Genomic DNA, 16,005 nt, shown 5'->3' with positions numbered 1-16,005 from the left:
GTTACGCCCAGAATTGCAGGACGCCTGGCAGCAAGCTTAGCGGCTGAGCGTGAATTGTCCATCGGACTTACCTTAACTGAATAATCCCTGCATATGGTGCACCCCTTCGCGCGCCAGTTGGAAAGCGATAAACCACATCACCAGGCCCACCAGGGTGTTAATCACCCGCTGTGCTTGCACCGTTCGCAAACGAGGAGCAAGCCAGGCCGCAAGTAAAGCAAGACTGAAAAACCACAGGCAGGAGGCGCTCACTGTGCCCAGTGCAAACCAGCGTTTTGGCTCCGCCTCAAGCTGACCGCCAAGACTGCCGAGTACCACAAACGTATCGAGGTAAACGTGGGGATTCAACCATGTAACCGCCAGCATGGTGGCGATTATGCGCCAGCGCCCCTGGCGCATTGCTTCAGCACTCGCCAATTCAATGTTGCTACCGAGCGCCGTTTTCAGTGCGCCAAAGCCATACCACAGTAGAAACGCCACGCCGCCCCACGTCACCAATGCCAATAGCCACGGCGACTGCATCAGCAATGCGCTCCCACCGAAAATGCCCGCACAAATCAGTAATACGTCGCTGAGCGTGCAAAGCGCCGCAGTCATGATGTGGAACTGCCTGCGGATGCCCTGATTCATGACAAAGGCATTTTGTGGCCCAAGCGGCAAGATCAACGCAGCCCCAAGCATAAGGCCTTGAAAATAATAAGATAGCACGTGGTAAATCCGTCAGAGTTGTTTCGAACGCTGACTATAGCGCGGGAAAATCATTAGATGAAATGGATAATGCTAATCGTTAATAAGCTTGCCTAATAATGAAGAGCGTGAATAAGGCCGGAACCCCGGCCTTGATGTTTATTGCGCGGCGGGATCTTTCACGCGTTTGAAGTTCACGTCCATTTGTGGATACGGGAAACTGATGCCGTTTTCATCAAAACGGCGTTTGATAAGTTCCAGTACATCCCAATAAACGTTTTGCAGATCGCTGCTCTTGCTCCAGACGCGGACTACAAAATTGATCGATGAAGGTCCTAATTCATTGAGGCGTACCGTCATTTCGCGATCTTTGATAATGCGTTCGTCAGCCTGAATAATTTCAGTCAGGATGCGTTTCACCTCATCGATATCGGAATCATACGCCACGCCAATAATAAACTCGTTGCGCCGCACCGGTTCACGGGAGAAGTTAACAATATTCCCGGCGATGATTTTGCCGTTCGGAATAACCACAATACGCCCATCGACAGTGCGCATGGTGGTGGAGAAAATCTGCACCTGCAATACCGTACCGGCCACACCACCCAGATCAACATACTCGCCTGAGCGGAACGGGCGGAAGGTTACCAGCAGCACGCCAGCAGCAAGGTTAGAGAGCGAGCCTTGCAGCGCCAGACCGATAGCCAGACCGGCGGCACCGAGAACCGCGATCACCGAAGCGGTTTGCACGCCAACGCGCCCCAGCGCGGCAATCAACGTAAACGCGATAATACCGTAGCGCACCAGCGCGGAAAGAAAATCCGCCACCGTGGCATCGATGTGTCGCGCCACCATCAGGCGGTTAACAGTATTCGAGACAATGCGCGCCACAATCATCCCGACAATGATGATAGCGATAGCGGCCACGATATTAACGACATAGCTCAATAGCAGCGCCTGGTTGTTTACCAGCCATGAACCTGCATTATTAATGCTGTCGACAACGTCAAGATCTTCCATTCGAGCTTCCTTATGTTGTTCCAAAACGGGAAAACCACCCCTTCCAGTAAGGAGAGATCCCTAAAGGGTAAACAAAAAGCCGCCATTTCGCCAAGTTGATCACATTTTGTGTTCGCAGGCATTCCGTTGAATTCGCAATAAAAAAGGCCCGCATTTGCGGGCCTTTTCAGACAAAAGCAGTACAAATTACAGAACGTCTACCGCGTTCAGCTCTTTGAAAGCCTGCTCCAGACGAGTCACCATGCTGGTCTGCGCTGCACGCAGCCATACACGCGGATCGTAGTATTTTTTGTTCGGCTGGTCTGCGCCTTTCGGGTTGCCCAACTGGCCCTGCAGGTAGCCTTCGTTTTCTTTGTAGTAATTCAGAATACCTTCCCAGGTTGCCCATTGGGTGTCGGTATCGATGTTCATTTTGATAACGCCGTAGCTTACGGAGTCTTTGATTTCCTGAGCGGAAGAACCGGAACCACCGTGGAATACGAAGTTCAGGCTGTTGTGCGGCAGGTTATGTTTTTTGGAAACATATTCCTGAGAATCGCGCAGGATAGTCGGAGTCAGTTTCACGTTACCCGGTTTGTATACGCCGTGTACGTTACCGAAGGAAGCGGCGATGGTGAAACGCGGGCTGATTTTGTTCAGCTCGGTGTAAGCGTAATCAACGTCTTCCGGCTGGGTGTACAGTGCAGACGCGTCCATATGGCTGTTGTCTACGCCGTCTTCTTCACCACCGGTGCAACCCAGTTCGATTTCCAGCGTCATGCCCATTTTGGCCATACGCGCCAGATATTTGGAGCTGATCGCGATGTTCTCTTCCAGAGACTCTTCTGACAGGTCAATCATGTGCGAAGAGAACAGCGGTTTACCGGTAGCTGCGAAGTGTTTTTCACCCGCGTCCAGCAGGCCGTCGATCCACGGCAGCAGTTTTTTCGCGCAGTGGTCGGTATGCAGAATAACCGGCACGCCGTAATGTTCTGCCATCTGGTGTACGTGATGCGCACCTGAGATTGCGCCGAGGATTGCCGCGCCCTGAGGAACATCGGTTTTCACGCCTTTACCCGCGATGAACGCAGCGCCGCCGTTAGAGAACTGAACGATAACAGGCGCTTTAACTTTCGCTGCAGCTTCCAGAACAGCGTTAATGGAGTCAGTACCCACGCAGTTAACCGCAGGCAGAGCGAAGTTGTTTTCTTTAGCTACCTGGAACACTTTCTGAACGTCATCACCAGTGATCACGCCAGGTTTTACGAAATCAAAAATTTTAGACATGTTACGTAGTCCTGTATCTTCGGCCGTTGTACACATCATCCTTCAAGCTGACTCGGCGCTGGCTGCCTTCGCTTACATCAGAGACTTATTTCAGTCAGTTCCTGATGATTCACTCCGTTGCCGCCTTGATGCAACTTGAATGATTTTGTGTAGAGAATTAAAGCGAGCCCGAAAGCGCGCTGAAAACAGGGCAGGTTTCCCTGCCCTTGAATGTCTTACTTCTTAGCGCGCTCTTCGAGCATGGCTACTGCCGGCAGTACTTTGCCTTCCACAAATTCGAGGAACGCGCCACCGCCAGTGGAGATGTAGGAAATCTTGTCAGAGATACCAAACAGGTCAATCGCCGCCAGCGTGTCGCCGCCGCCTGCAATGGAGAACGCGTCGCTGTCTGCAATCGCGTTAGCCACAATTTCGGTACCTTTACGGAAGTTCGGGAATTCAAACACACCAACCGGACCGTTCCACAAAATAGTTTTGGCGTTTTTCAGGATTTCAGCCAGTTTTTGTGCAGAAACGTCGCCCAGATCCAGAATTTGCTCATCATCTTTGATGTCAGAAACAGATTTCAGGGTCGCGGTGGCGGTTTCAGAGAACTCCGTCGCAACGCGAACATCCGTCGGAACCGGGATATCGCAAGTACCGAGCAGACGTTTGGCTTCATCAACCAAGTCGGCTTCGTACAGGGATTTACCAACATTGTGGCCTTGAGCAGCAACGAAGGTGTTAGCGATGCCGCCGCCTACAATCAGTTGGTCAGCGATTTTTGACAGCGAATCCAGAACGGTCAGTTTAGTGGAAACTTTAGAACCACCAACGATAGCAACCATCGGACGAGCCGGTTCTTTCAGCGCTTTACCCAGCGCTTCCAGTTCGTCTGCCAGCAGCGGGCCTGCGCAAGCAACATCAGCAAATTTACCGATACCATGCGTAGACGCCTGCGCGCGGTGCGCGGTACCGAATGCGTCCATCACGAACACGTCGCACAGTGCAGCGTATTTTTTAGACAGCGCTTCGTCGTCTTTCTTCTCGCCTTTGTTAAAGCGAACGTTTTCCAGAACGACCAGCTCACCTGCGGCAACTTCTACGCCGTCCAGGTAGTCTTTAACCAAGCGAACCGGGTTGGACAGTTTGTCTTTCAGATAGTTAACAACCGGCAGCAGAGAGAATTCTTCGTTGTACTCGCCTTCGGTCGGACGACCCAGGTGGGAAGTCACCATTACTTTCGCACCTTGCTTCAGCGCCAGTTCAATGGTCGGCAGAGAAGCACGAATACGCGCGTCGCTGGTCACTTTGCCATCTTTAACCGGCACGTTCAGATCAGCACGGATGAAAACGCGTTTACCAGCCAGATCCAGATCGGTCATCTTAATTACAGACATGGTGAATCCTCTCAATGATTCTTAAAGTTTTGCGAGCGCTGTTGCGCCCTACCTGAAACCAATAGCCGCCATTGCTAACGTCGTGTCGAGCATTCGGTTAGCAAAGCCCCATTCGTTATCGCACCATACCAGGGTTTTAATCAGGTGCGCGCCACTGACCCGTGTCTGCGTGCCATCAACAATGGCACTGTGCGGATCGTGGTTAAAATCGGTTGAAACCAACGGTAATTCCGTATAGTCAACTATACCATGAAATGTTCCCTGCGCCGCTTTTTGCAGCAACGCATTGACTTCAGTGGCTTTTACCGGTTTCTTCACCGTTACACTCAGATCGATAGCGGTGACATTAATTGTCGGCACACGTACCGCTATCGCTTCAAATCTGTCATTAAACTGCGGGAAAATTCTCGTGATGCCAGCCGCCAGTTTGGTATCCACCGGGATGATGGACTGGCTGGCCGCACGCGTACGCCGCAAGTCGGGGTGATAGGCGTCAATCACTTGCTGGTCATGCATCGCCGAGTGAATCGTTGTCACGGTTCCTGACTCAATGCCATATGCATCGTCGAGTAGTTTTATGACCGGAATAATACAGTTCGTCGTACAGGACGCGTTAGATACCAGCAGGTCAGTGGCTCGCAGCGTGTTTTGGTTAACTCCAAAAACAATCGTTGCATCAAGGTCGTGGCTACCAGGATGGGAAAAGAGCACTTTTTTCGCGCCCGCCGCCAGATGCGCTTCGCCATCTTCACGGTTGCCATACACGCCTGTACAGTCGAGCACCACATCGACGCCTAACTCACGCCACGGCAACGCGTCGATAGCACGCTCATGCAGAATGCGAATAACGTCATCGCCGACAATCAGTTGTTCACGCTCCTGGCGAACATCCCATGCGAAACGTCCATGGCTGGTGTCATATTTCAACAAATGTGCCATGCCCACGGCATCGGCGAGTTCGTTGATTGCCACCACGGTGATTTCCGCCCGACGCCCGGATTCATATAAAGCACGAACCACATTGCGCCCGATGCGACCGAAACCATTAATCGCTATGCGTACGGTCATAACTCTCCTGCGAGGATAGCCAGCCTGAAGTGGATGACAGAGTAATCCAGCAACCACAGAAGGGGAATCCTCGCCTGCTTAAACTGCGTCTGTTTGATTATTTGTCGAACATTTAGCCGACTGAAACGCTTCAGCTAGAATAAGCGAAACCTGGAATAAAAGGAATGATTGTCCAGACGGTTTCGCCAGTAATCTGACCTGCATCACATTTTCACTGGAATAATTGGCGTGCCCGGAGGGCTTTTTGCTGAGGTTAAGAATTTACAGAAAGGGGGAACAAGCGCAACAAAGCATCCCTGCGTGATGTGTTGATAAAGAAAGGTTGATCCCGACAAAACGTTTCAAAGAGGATGATTAAAACCAGCTACGTTCCGGTGCTTTTGATTCGCTGCGTTCTGCGCGCGGCATCTCAACTGGCAGCGAAGAGAGTTGTTTAGCCCACAGATCGGCTACCCATTTCACGCCCCTGGCGGTAAAACGCGCCTGTGACCAGCTACGCTTGTTTTCCCCTACGCCGTCGTGGACGGTAAAGTAGCCCGCATCGATATGGTACTGCGGCGGCATCAGCGCACCGTCGACGCGCTGCATAATGTTGCGTTCAAGCAAAAAACTCCGGAACAGAGATTCCTTCACCCGCAGCATCTTACAAAGCTGACGGAAGCCAAGCGACTCCTCAACCCTGACATACCGGTCAAAGAATTCCGCCTTTGGGGCAGAAACGGCAAGCAGTACTTCCGCACGCTGACGCTTTTCATACTGTTCGGCCCATGCGCGCGCCGCGGCTGCGGGGTTAGTAAAATCGGGCAGGCTGATAAGCGTCTCTTTCTCCTGCCAGCGATCGAGCATTTCTGCGGTAAAGCCCGGCGAGAGACGCGAAACCGTCAGCAATGAGTCCCGTTTATTGAGCAAAAACTCCTGTCGCATCTCACCTTCCCGCTCATACATATGCTCATTCACCGGCTGGGAGAGTCGTTGCGCAGTCTCCAGGCTTTTCACCATCCGTTTCACTTCGGTGTGAGTCAGGCCTGTCAACTTTGCGATTTCGCGGCTGCTGACCGTCGCCAGAGCCTGCTGCGAATTGAAATTTTCACCAGGAATTACCATAGGTTCACTCCTTACACATACTCACCCTGGATAATCTGTAGAATTATTATACGACACACTGTACAAATATCCAGTATATTTTTTATGCATAAATCAACGGCGTATAGGTTGTTCTGTAAAAAGAGAGCTAAATGGGAAGTAAACGGCTGGAGACGCTAACGCAGCGGTATGGCTGATTGAGGGGGATAGGGGTGGATAAAACTATGTTTAGCTGACCTGCAAATCTGTGGCCTTGATAAAATCCAGGCACAATGGGAAACGGTGGTCATGCTGGCCCGGCAGGCGTTGCGCTGCCGGGCCAGAGGATGGTTACAGCAGCGCTTTCGCTTTTGCTACAACATTGTCGACGGTGAAACCAAACTCCTCGAACAGCTGCTCTGCCGGGGCGGACTCACCAAAGGTGGTCATACCGACGATAGCGCCGTTCAGGCCGACATATTTGTACCAGAAGTCAGCAATACCGGCTTCAATCGCCACGCGAGCAGAGACCGCTTTCGGCAGTACGGACTCACGGTAAGCCGCATCCTGTTTGTCGAACGCGTCGGTGGAGGGCATGGAAACCACTCGTGCCTTCACGCCCTCTGCTGAGAGTTTTTCCCAAGCCGAGACTGCCAGTTCTACTTCTGAACCGGTGGCAATCAGGATCAGCTGCGGCTGGCCTGCGCAATCTTTCAGTACGTACGCACCGCGGGCGATATCTGCCAGCTGTTGCGCGGTACGCTCCTGTTGCGCCAGGTTCTGACGGGAGAGGATCAGCGCTGTCGGGCCGTCATGGCGCTCAACACCGTATTTCCACGCCACCGCAGATTCTACCTGGTCACACGGACGCCAGGTGCTGACGTTCGGGGTAACACGCAGAGAAGCAACCTGCTCTACCGGCTGGTGAGTCGGGCCATCTTCACCCAGACCAATCGAGTCGTGGGTGTAAACCAGCACCTGACGCTGTTTCATCAGCGCAGCCATACGCACCGCATTACGGGCGTATTCGACAAACATCAGGAAGGTAGAGGTGTACGGCAGGAAACCGCCGTGCAGCGCGATACCGTTGGCAATCGCGGTCATACCAAATTCGCGCACGCCGTAGTGAATGTAGTTACCGGCAGCATCTTCGTTAATTGCTTTCGAACCAGACCAGATAGTCAGGTTAGACGGAGCCAGGTCAGCGGAACCGCCGAGGAATTCCGGCAGCAGCGGGCCGAAGGCTTCGATAGCATTTTGAGAGGCTTTACGGCTGGCGATTTTCGCCGGATTGGCCTGCAGTTTTTCAACAAAGGCCTGCGCTTTAGTGTCGAAGTCAGACGGCAGCTCGCCCTTCATACGGCGGGTGAATTCAGCCGCTTCCTGCGGGAAGGCTTTCGCGTAAGCCGCGAACTTGTCGTTCCACGCCGCTTCTTTTGCCTGACCTGCTTCTTTTGCATCCCACTGCGCATAGATTTCAGACGGGATTTCAAACGGTGCATATTTCCAGCCAAGCTGCTCGCGGGTCAGCGCGATTTCCGCGTCACCCAGCGGCGCACCGTGGGAATCGTGGGTACCGGCTTTGTTCGGCGAACCGAAACCAATGATAGTTTTGCACATCAACAGAGACGGTTTATCCGTCACGCTGCGAGCTTCTTCAACGGCGCGTTTGATGGCGTCTGCGTTGTGGCCGTCAATGCCACGAACCACATGCCAGCCATAGGCTTCAAAGCGTTTCGCCGTATCGTCAGTAAACCAACCTTCCACGTGACCATCAATCGAGATGCCGTTGTCATCATAGAACGCCACCAGTTTACCCAGCTTCAGCGTACCGGCCAGCGAGCAAACTTCATGGGAGATGCCTTCCATCATGCAGCCGTCGCCCATAAAGGCGTAGGTGAAGTGGTCAACAATGTCATGCCCAGGACGGTTGAACTGCGCTGCGAGAGTTTTCTCAGCAATCGCCATACCTACCGCATTGGCAATGCCCTGGCCCAGTGGACCGGTAGTGGTTTCAACACCTGCGGTGTAACCCACTTCCGGGTGGCCCGGCGTTTTTGAGTGCAGCTGACGGAAGTTCTGCAGTTCGGACATCGGCAGATCGTAGCCGGTGAGGTGCAGCAGGCTATAAATCAGCATCGAGCCGTGGCCGTTGGACAGCACAAAGCGGTCACGGTCAGCCCAGGCCGGATTTGTCGGGTTATGGTTCAGAAAATCACGCCACAGCACTTCGGCGATATCGGCCATCCCCATCGGGGCTCCCGGGTGACCGGATTTGGCTTTCTGTACCGCGTCCATGCTCAGCGCACGAATAGCATTAGCAAGCTCTTTACGTGAGGACATTTTGACTCCAGATCGGACTGTTAAGGGCTGTTCCCGTAACGACTTGACGACAGCGCGTTTTGGGCTACGCCGGAAAAAAGTGCCAACAATGTAACCCAAGCGACAAGTCATGTACATGGAGCATCCTTTTGCCGATTCAGAAATCTCTGGAAGCTGCTCGCATGTTGCGCAATCTCCTCGCCCGCCTTCTGTTCTGTTCCTTATACTTAGGCTTACCGCCGGTTCGCCTGAACCGGCGTATGAACAGAATAGCTATCCAATCATTGCGGAAGAGAACAAATGAAAATTCGCCCAGCCCTGCTTGCTCTGGGAATGACCACCCTGCTTGCCGGGTGTCAGAACATGAACTCCAACGGTTTTCTCAGCTCAGGAGCGGAAGCGTTCCAGGCCTACACGCTGAGCGACGCGCAGGTAAAAGCACTTAGCGATGACGCCTGTAAACAGATGGACAGCAAAGCGACCATCGCGCCGGCGAGCAGCCCGTACACGCAGCGTTTGAATAAAATTGCCACCGCTCTGGGTGACAACATCAATGGCCAGCCGGTGAACTACAAAGTCTATGTGGCGAAAGACGTCAACGCCTTCGCCATGGCGAATGGCTGCATCCGTGTTTACAGTGCGCTGATGGACATGATGACCGATAACGAAGTCGAAGCGGTGATTGGTCACGAAATGGGCCACGTGGCGCTAGGTCATGTGAAGAAAGGCATGCAGGTTGCGCTCGGCACCAATGCGGTGCGCGCGGCGGCGGCCTCTGCCGGCGGGATTGTGGGCAGCTTGTCGCAGTCGCAGCTTGGCGCACTGGGCGAGCAACTGGTTAACTCCCAGTTCTCTCAGCGCCAGGAAGCCGAAGCGGATGACTACTCTTATGACCTGCTGCGCAAACGCGGTATCAGTCCAGCCGGGTTAGCCACCAGCTTCGAAAAACTGGCGAAGATGGAAGAAGGCCGTCAAAGTTCAATGTTTGACGATCACCCGGCTTCGGCTGAACGTGCGCAGCACATCCGTGACCGTATGGCCGCAGATGGCATTAAATAATCTCCTGGGGAGGCAACCTTGCCTCCCTTTTTGTTTCACCTGAAAAAATGCACAGCGAACAAAACGCATCAATTGCCAGATTGATCGCGCGGATCGCAACGCATTGAAAAAATGACGACACCTCTCTTTCTATGATTACCTGTCAGGATGTTGTCAACGGTGAGATGGCGCGCTATCCGGCTAATATCACGTGTGCATCCAGCAGAAGATCCGCTTGATCTACTTATAAAAAAATCCCTTCCGCACCGCGCTGGCGAGGAAGGGATTCCGTTGGTTACCGGTCAGGTGCTATAAATTGCGTTACTCGTCTTCCAGATAGGTGTAGCCGTAAAGCCCGGCTTCAAACTCTTCGAGGAACTGTTGTTGCAGCGTCTCATCAAGCCCGGTCTGTTTCACCTGATCGCGGAACTGCGTCAGCAGCGTGTTCGGATCGAGCTGCACGTACTGCAACATATCCGCCACGGTATCGCCTTCATCAGAAAGCTCCACTTCAACGCTACCATCCGGGAAGACAAACACGTCAACCGCTTCGGTATCGCCGAACAGGTTATGCATGTTACCGAGGATCTCCTGGTAAGCACCGACCATAAAGAAGCCCAGCATCGGCGGGTTCTCCGGATCGTATTCCGGCATCGGCATGGTGGTCGCAATCCCGTCACCATCCACGTAGTGATCGATAGCGCCATCGGAATCACACGTAATATCCAGCAGCACGGCACGGCGTTCCGGCGCGTGATTCAACCCTTCTAACGGCAGAACCGGGAACAGTTGATCGATCCCCCATGCATCCGGCATCGACTGAAACAGCGAGAAGTTGACATACATTTTGTCCGCCATGCGCTCCTGCAACTCATCGATAATCGGGCGATGCGCACGGTTGCTCGGATCGAGCTGTTTCTGCACTTCGTGGCACATATTCAGATACAGCTGCTCGGCCCACGCGCGCTCTTGCAGGCTGAATGTGCCAGAAGAGTAACCGACATGGATATCGTGCAGATCCATCTGGCTGTCGTGCAGCCATTCGCGCAGCGAACGACGCGTACCCGGCTCATGCATCTCCTGCCAGGTTTCCCACATGCTTTGCAAAGCGCGCGGCGCATCTTCGGCCGGTGGGATCGCTGGCGTGTATTCGTTACGCTCAACACCAATAATGTTGGAAACCAGCACGGTATGGTGTGCGGTTACGGCACGGCCAGATTCGGTGATCACCGTCGGGTGCGGCAGACCGTGCTCCTCGCAAGCATCGCCAATCGCCCAAATGATGTTGTTGGCGTATTCGTTCAGGCCATAGTTCACTGAACAATCTGACTGGGAACGCGTACCTTCATAGTCCACGCCCAGGCCGCCGCCCACGTCGAAACACTGAATATTGACGCCAAGCTTATGCAGCTCAACATAGAAACGCGCCGATTCACGTACGCCAGTGGCGATATCGCGAATGTTCGCCATCTGCGAACCGAGGTGGAAATGCAGCAGTTGAATGCTGTCCAGACGCCCGCGCTCGCGCAGCATTTCCACCAGTTGCAGAACCTGGGTTGCTGCCAGACCAAATTTTGATTTCTCGCCGCCGGAGGACTGCCATTTCCCGGAGCCTTGTGATGCCAGACGCGCACGCACGCCAAGACGCGGTACCACGTTCAGGCGTTCGGCTTCTTCCAGCACGATGGCGATTTCGGTCATTTTCTCAATCACCAGATAGACCTTATGGCCCATCTTCTCGCCAATCAGCGCGAGGCGAATGTATTCACGGTCTTTATAACCATTACACACAATCACTGAACGGGTCATGCCCGCATGCGCCAGAACCGCCATCAGCTCCGCTTTGGAGCCCGCTTCCAGCCCCAGCGGTTCGCCGGAATGGATCAGCGACTCGATCACGCGGCGATGCTGGTTCACCTTGATCGGGTAAACCAGGAAATAGTCACCGTTGTAACCGTAGGATTCACGCGCACGTTTGAAGGCGGCGTTAATCGAACGCAGACGGTGTTGCAGGATCTGCGGGAAACAGAACAGCGCGGGCAGACGTTGCCCCTGCGCTTCACGCGCTTTCACCAGTTGCGCCAGGTCGACACGGGCTTCTGGGACGTCCGGATCCGGGCAAACGCTGATATGGCCCAGCTCGTTGACGTCGTAGTAATTATTGCCCCACCAGGCAATGTTATAAGTACGAAGCATCTTGCTGGCTTCCTGGGAGCTCATCGCAACCTCCTGCATGGAACGTAGTACACCCTGTTCGCCTGCTGACGAAGGCGAAAACGAAGACATGTCGTCAGACATAACGAACCTCAATAGATGAAAGTGTATACCCTGTGCACATCACGACGCCCAAAGGCGACCGCGCGAAAATGCATACGGATAAAATAGTTGACTACTATCGCAGTGACACATAGCGATAACAACCCATAAACAGTCTGACTTTTCAGCGAAATATGCTGAAGCACCGACTGTGCGACCGGTTTCTTATTCATATCATTGTAAAACACGTATCGGGACTCGAGTATGACAGCCCGGCGAAACCACGAGAAAACCCCTGATCTAACAGGAGAGCCCTTGTTCAGTTATCACAACGCCTTACCGGCCCTGGAGTCCTGAGAAGCGCCGAAATGGGTATAACATCGGCAGGTTTGCAGATTCGAAATGCAGGTTGCGGGGAATAAACGCACGTCAGAACGACGCGACAGGTCCTGTAGAAAACAGCGCTTCATTATCTCTTATCACCTCCACGCAAGCCGTTAAGACCCGCGACAAGCCAAAGCCATTAAATTCACTGCTTAACCCGGCTGGAAGTGGCGACACAGCGTTTCTGCCGTGCGCTTTTTTAATGAGCCGCGCGCGGCGTTTTATACCGATAACGGGGTGAAAATGCAAAATAAAAAAGCTGTGTTTGCCGCATTGCCAGGAAAATTTTCCGTCACTATTTGTGACAGGATGTGGCGAGCATCAAAAAACGCTGGCAATAGGGTCAAGAGTTAACCTAGAATAGCCATCCAGATGTTAATCCGTCCATACGTGAAGAATGTATGCGCAGAACCGATTAACACGCAGACTTCATGTGTCACCTTCTGCAGTCCGCGTCCGCCAGACGCGAAGACCTCCGGACACAGAATTCGAGCTAACCGTATTACTCCAGGGTGAAAACTTACTATGGCAAAACACCTTTTTACGTCCGAGTCCGTCTCTGAAGGGCATCCTGACAAAATCGCTGACCAAATTTCCGATGCCGTGCTGGACGCTATCCTCGAGCAGGATCCGAAAGCACGCGTTGCTTGTGAAACCTACGTCAAAACCGGCATGGTACTGGTAGGTGGCGAAATCACCACCAGCGCGTGGGTAGATATCGAAGAGATCACCCGTAATACCGTACGTGAAATCGGCTATGTGCATTCGGACATGGGCTTTGACGCGAACTCCTGCGCCGTACTGAGCGCAATTGGTAAACAGTCTCCGGATATCAACCAGGGTGTTGACCGTGCAGACCCGCTGGAACAGGGCGCTGGCGACCAGGGCCTGATGTTTGGCTATGCGACCAATGAAACCGACGTGCTGATGCCAGCACCGATCACCTATGCTCACCGTCTGGTTCAGCGCCAGGCTGAAGTGCGTAAAAACGGCACGCTGCCGTGGCTACGTCCGGACGCGAAAAGCCAGGTAACGTTCCAGTATGACGACGGCAAAATCGTCGGTATCGACGCGGTAGTTCTGTCTACCCAGCACGCAGAAGATATCGATCAGAAATCCCTGCAAGAAGCGGTGATGGAAGAGATCATCAAACCGATCCTGCCGACCGAATGGCTGAACGCCTCAACCAAATTCTTCATCAACCCGACGGGCCGTTTCGTTATCGGTGGCCCAATGGGCGACTGCGGTCTGACCGGGCGTAAAATCATCGTTGATACCTACGGCGGCATGGCTCGTCACGGCGGCGGTGCATTCTCCGGTAAAGATCCGTCGAAAGTTGACCGTTCTGCGGCGTATGCTGCGCGTTACGTGGCGAAAAACATCGTTGCGGCTGGCCTTGCCGATCGCTGTGAAATCCAGGTTTCTTACGCTATCGGCGTGGCTGAACCGACCTCCATCATGGTGGAAACGTTCGGTACGGAGAAAATTGCCATCGAACAGCTGACGCTGCTGGTGCGCGAGTTCTTCGATCTGCGTCCGTACGGCCTGATCCAGATGCTGGATCTGCTGCACCCGATCTACAAACAAACCGCCGCATACGGTCACTTTGGTCGCGAAACTTTCCCTTGGGAAAAAACCGACAAAGCGGCGCTGCTGCGTGAAGCCGCTGGTCTGGAATAATTCTCTAACCGCGTTGCTGTTCAGGCCAGCCTTGTGCTGGCCTTTTTATTTTTGACACCAGTTCATTTCGCCGCGATTTTTTCCAGCGCCTATACTCACTTATCCCGCACAGTATTTATCTGAAAGCGATTACACCGCTGCGCTTCGCTGATTTTTCAGACTTTTCCTTTTGAAAATCGAATACAACATGACTGTTACATTCCGTTTCGGTTTAGTCTGAAACTCGCCGCATCCCCTCTCCTTTACTGCCCAACAATTCTATAATAATTAACACTTTTATTTACATTGACGTCCTTATCGCAATGTAACCGATTACACTCATGTGATGTGAGTCACGTATTTTTACTGATGAGTGGCCTACCTTTTACATCGAAAAAACCAATGACATGAATGGAGGGCATAATGCCTGACAATAAAAAACAGGGGTATTCAAACAAGGCAATGACCTTCTTTGTTTGTTTCCTCGCTGCACTGGCAGGACTGCTTTTTGGCCTGGATATTGGGGTAATCGCTGGTGCGTTGCCCTTCATAACCAAAGATTTTCAGATTAGCGCACACACGCAGGAGTGGGTGGTTAGCTCAATGATGTTCGGTGCCGCTGTTGGCGCCGTCGGCAGCGGCTGGCTCTCCTGGCGCCTGGGGCGTAAAAAAAGCCTGATGATTGGCGCTATCTTGTTTGTCATCGGTTCGCTCTGTTCTGCGGCCGCACCAAACGTGGAAGTGCTGATTATTTCCCGCGTACTGCTCGGTCTGGCGGTTGGTATTGCCTCTTATACTGCGCCACTCTATCTCTCTGAAATCGCGCCGGAAAAAATTCGCGGCAGCATGATTTCCATGTATCAGTTGATGATCACTATCGGGATTCTGGGTGCTTATCTCTCTGACACCGCGTTCAGCTATAGCGGCGCATGGCGCTGGATGCTGGGCGTTATCATCATTCCGGCGATTTTGTTGCTGATTGGCGTGTTCTTCCTGCCGGACAGCCCGCGCTGGTTTGCCGCCAAGCGCCGCTTCCACGACGCCGAACGGGTGTTGTTGCGCCTGCGCGATACCAGCGCCGAAGCGAAAAACGAGCTGGAAGAGATCCGCGAAAGCCTGCAGGTAAAACAGACCGGTTGGGCACTGTTCAAAGAGAACAGCAACTTCCGCCGCGCGGTGTTCCTGGGCGTATTGTTACAGGTAATGCAGCAGTTCACCGGAATGAACGTCATCATGTATTACGCGCCGAAAATCTTTGAACTGGCGGGTTACACCAACACCACCGAGCAGATGTGGGGCACGGTGATCGTGGGTCTGACTAACGTACTGGCGACCTTTATTGCCATCGGTCTTGTCGATCGTTGGGGACGTAAACCCACGCTGGTACTGGGCTTCATGGTAATGGCGGCCGGTATGGGCATTTTGGGCACCATGCTGCATCTGGGTATCCATTCGCCGTCGGCACAATACTTTGCTGTCGCCATGCTGCTGATGTTTATTGTTGGCTTCGCCATGAGCGCCGGTCCGTTGATTTGGGTGCTGTGTTCCGAAATTCAGCCGCTGAAAGGCCGCGACTTCGGTATCACCTGCTCCACCGCCACCAACTGGATTGCCAATATGATTGTCGGCGCAACCTTCCTGACCATGCTCAACACACTGGGCAACGCCAACACCTTCTGGGTTTACGGCGGTCTGAACGTACTGTTCATCGTGCTGACACTGTGGCTGGTGCCGGAAACCAAACATGTTTCGCTTGAGCACATTGAGCGTAACCTGATGCGTGGCCGTCCGCTGCGCGAAATAGGTTCCCACAACTAACCTTCAAGGCTTCCTCTGCGGAGGAAGCCTTTACTTTTTGCCTGTT

The 16,005-nt window shown here is 53.2% G+C and carries 13 protein-coding genes; 3 read left to right on the top strand and 10 right to left on the bottom strand.

Features of this window, described 5'->3' with window-relative positions; genetic code table 11:
- Positions 1-72: 72 nt before the first annotated feature.
- The 7 genes from argO to tkt form a co-directional block, all read right to left on the bottom strand.
- Positions 73-708 (bottom strand): arginine exporter ArgO, encoded by a 636-nt coding sequence (gene argO / locus C813_RS26830; RefSeq protein ID WP_017457596.1) that lies wholly within the window; start codon positions 706-708, stop codon positions 73-75.
- Between the two features lie 138 nt (positions 709-846).
- Positions 847-1,707 carry a small-conductance mechanosensitive channel MscS gene (locus C813_RS26825; RefSeq protein WP_017457595.1) on the bottom strand — a complete coding sequence of 287 codons (861 nt, stop codon included), beginning with the start codon at positions 1,705-1,707 and terminating at the stop codon, positions 847-849.
- Positions 1,708-1,893: 186 nt separating this feature from the next.
- Positions 1,894-2,973 (bottom strand): class II fructose-bisphosphate aldolase, encoded by a 1,080-nt coding sequence (fbaA, locus tag C813_RS26820; RefSeq protein WP_017457594.1) that lies wholly within the window; start codon positions 2,971-2,973, stop codon positions 1,894-1,896.
- Between the two features lie 215 nt (positions 2,974-3,188).
- On the bottom strand, positions 3,189-4,352 hold the full coding sequence (gene pgk / locus C813_RS26815) for a phosphoglycerate kinase (protein ID WP_017457593.1): 1,164 nt from the start codon (positions 4,350-4,352) through the stop codon (positions 3,189-3,191).
- A gap of 48 nt (positions 4,353-4,400) precedes the next feature.
- Positions 4,401-5,420: an erythrose-4-phosphate dehydrogenase gene (epd, locus tag C813_RS26810; RefSeq protein WP_017457592.1), complete on the bottom strand. Its 1,020-nt coding sequence runs from the start codon at positions 5,418-5,420 to the stop codon at positions 4,401-4,403.
- Positions 5,421-5,774: 354 nt separating this feature from the next.
- Positions 5,775-6,524 (bottom strand): phage antirepressor KilAC domain-containing protein, encoded by a 750-nt coding sequence (locus C813_RS26805; RefSeq protein WP_017457591.1) that lies wholly within the window; start codon positions 6,522-6,524, stop codon positions 5,775-5,777.
- A gap of 309 nt (positions 6,525-6,833) precedes the next feature.
- The gene (gene tkt / locus C813_RS26800; RefSeq protein WP_017457590.1) at positions 6,834-8,825 is read right to left on the bottom strand and encodes a transketolase; all 1,992 of its coding nucleotides are present in this window, start codon (positions 8,823-8,825) and stop codon (positions 6,834-6,836) included.
- Between the two features lie 279 nt (positions 8,826-9,104).
- On the opposite strand from tkt, the gene loiP reads away from it, so the two are divergent.
- Positions 9,105-9,863 (top strand): metalloprotease LoiP, encoded by a 759-nt coding sequence (gene loiP, locus C813_RS26795; RefSeq protein ID WP_017457589.1) that lies wholly within the window; start codon positions 9,105-9,107, stop codon positions 9,861-9,863.
- A 300-nt stretch (positions 9,864-10,163) separates the two neighbouring features.
- On the opposite strand, the gene speA is transcribed toward loiP, so the two are convergent.
- The 3 genes from speA to C813_RS47730 all read right to left on the bottom strand — a co-directional run bounded on the left by speA (position 10,164) and on the right by C813_RS47730 (position 12,568).
- Positions 10,164-12,140: a biosynthetic arginine decarboxylase gene (gene speA / locus C813_RS26790; RefSeq protein ID WP_017457588.1), complete on the bottom strand. Its 1,977-nt coding sequence runs from the start codon at positions 12,138-12,140 to the stop codon at positions 10,164-10,166.
- An 8-nt stretch (positions 12,141-12,148) separates the two neighbouring features.
- On the bottom strand, positions 12,149-12,331 hold the full coding sequence (gene yqgB, locus C813_RS47685) for an acid stress response protein YqgB (protein WP_017457587.1): 183 nt from the start codon (positions 12,329-12,331) through the stop codon (positions 12,149-12,151).
- 93 nt (positions 12,332-12,424) lie between these two features.
- A complete protein-coding gene (locus C813_RS47730; RefSeq protein WP_419177757.1) occupies positions 12,425-12,568 on the bottom strand; it encodes a hypothetical protein in 144 nt (47 codons plus the stop codon).
- Positions 12,569-13,007: 439 nt separating this feature from the next.
- On the opposite strand from C813_RS47730, the gene metK reads away from it, so the two are divergent.
- Positions 13,008-14,162: a methionine adenosyltransferase gene (gene metK, locus C813_RS26785; RefSeq protein WP_017457586.1), complete on the top strand. Its 1,155-nt coding sequence runs from the start codon at positions 13,008-13,010 to the stop codon at positions 14,160-14,162.
- Between the two features lie 402 nt (positions 14,163-14,564).
- On the top strand, positions 14,565-15,959 hold the full coding sequence (locus C813_RS26780; protein WP_017457585.1) for a sugar porter family MFS transporter: 1,395 nt from the start codon (positions 14,565-14,567) through the stop codon (positions 15,957-15,959).
- Positions 15,960-16,005: the final 46 nt, after the last annotated feature.

Origin of the sequence: Kosakonia sacchari SP1 (assembly GCF_000300455.3) — a bacterium.
Classification (GTDB): Bacteria; Pseudomonadota; Gammaproteobacteria; order Enterobacterales; family Enterobacteriaceae; genus Kosakonia; species Kosakonia sacchari.
Note: the sequence above shows the minus strand (reverse complement) of the source record. Positions and strands in the feature narration are given on the sequence as shown.

Bases quoted from the DNA above. Each gene is read 5' to 3' on its own strand.
- C813_RS26825 (WP_017457595.1), bottom strand. From the start codon at position 1,707: ATGGAAGATCTTGACGTTGTCGACAGCATTAATAATGCAGGTTCATGG.
- fbaA (WP_017457594.1), bottom strand. From the start codon at position 2,973: ATGTCTAAAATTTTTGATTTCGTAAAACCTGGCGTGATCACTGGTGAT.
- pgk (WP_017457593.1), bottom strand. From the start codon at position 4,352: ATGTCTGTAATTAAGATGACCGATCTGGATCTGGCTGGTAAACGCGTT.
- epd (WP_017457592.1), bottom strand. From the start codon at position 5,420: ATGACCGTACGCATAGCGATTAATGGTTTCGGTCGCATCGGGCGCAAT.
- C813_RS26805 (WP_017457591.1), bottom strand. From the start codon at position 6,524: ATGGTAATTCCTGGTGAAAATTTCAATTCGCAGCAGGCTCTGGCGACG.
- tkt (WP_017457590.1), bottom strand. From the start codon at position 8,825: ATGTCCTCACGTAAAGAGCTTGCTAATGCTATTCGTGCGCTGAGCATG.
- loiP (WP_017457589.1), top strand. From the start codon at position 9,105: ATGAAAATTCGCCCAGCCCTGCTTGCTCTGGGAATGACCACCCTGCTT.
- speA (WP_017457588.1), bottom strand. From the start codon at position 12,140: ATGTCTGACGACATGTCTTCGTTTTCGCCTTCGTCAGCAGGCGAACAG.
- yqgB (WP_017457587.1), bottom strand. From the start codon at position 12,331: ATGAATAAGAAACCGGTCGCACAGTCGGTGCTTCAGCATATTTCGCTG.
- C813_RS47730 (WP_419177757.1), bottom strand. From the start codon at position 12,568: ATGAAGCGCTGTTTTCTACAGGACCTGTCGCGTCGTTCTGACGTGCGT.
- metK (WP_017457586.1), top strand. From the start codon at position 13,008: ATGGCAAAACACCTTTTTACGTCCGAGTCCGTCTCTGAAGGGCATCCT.
- C813_RS26780 (WP_017457585.1), top strand. From the start codon at position 14,565: ATGCCTGACAATAAAAAACAGGGGTATTCAAACAAGGCAATGACCTTC.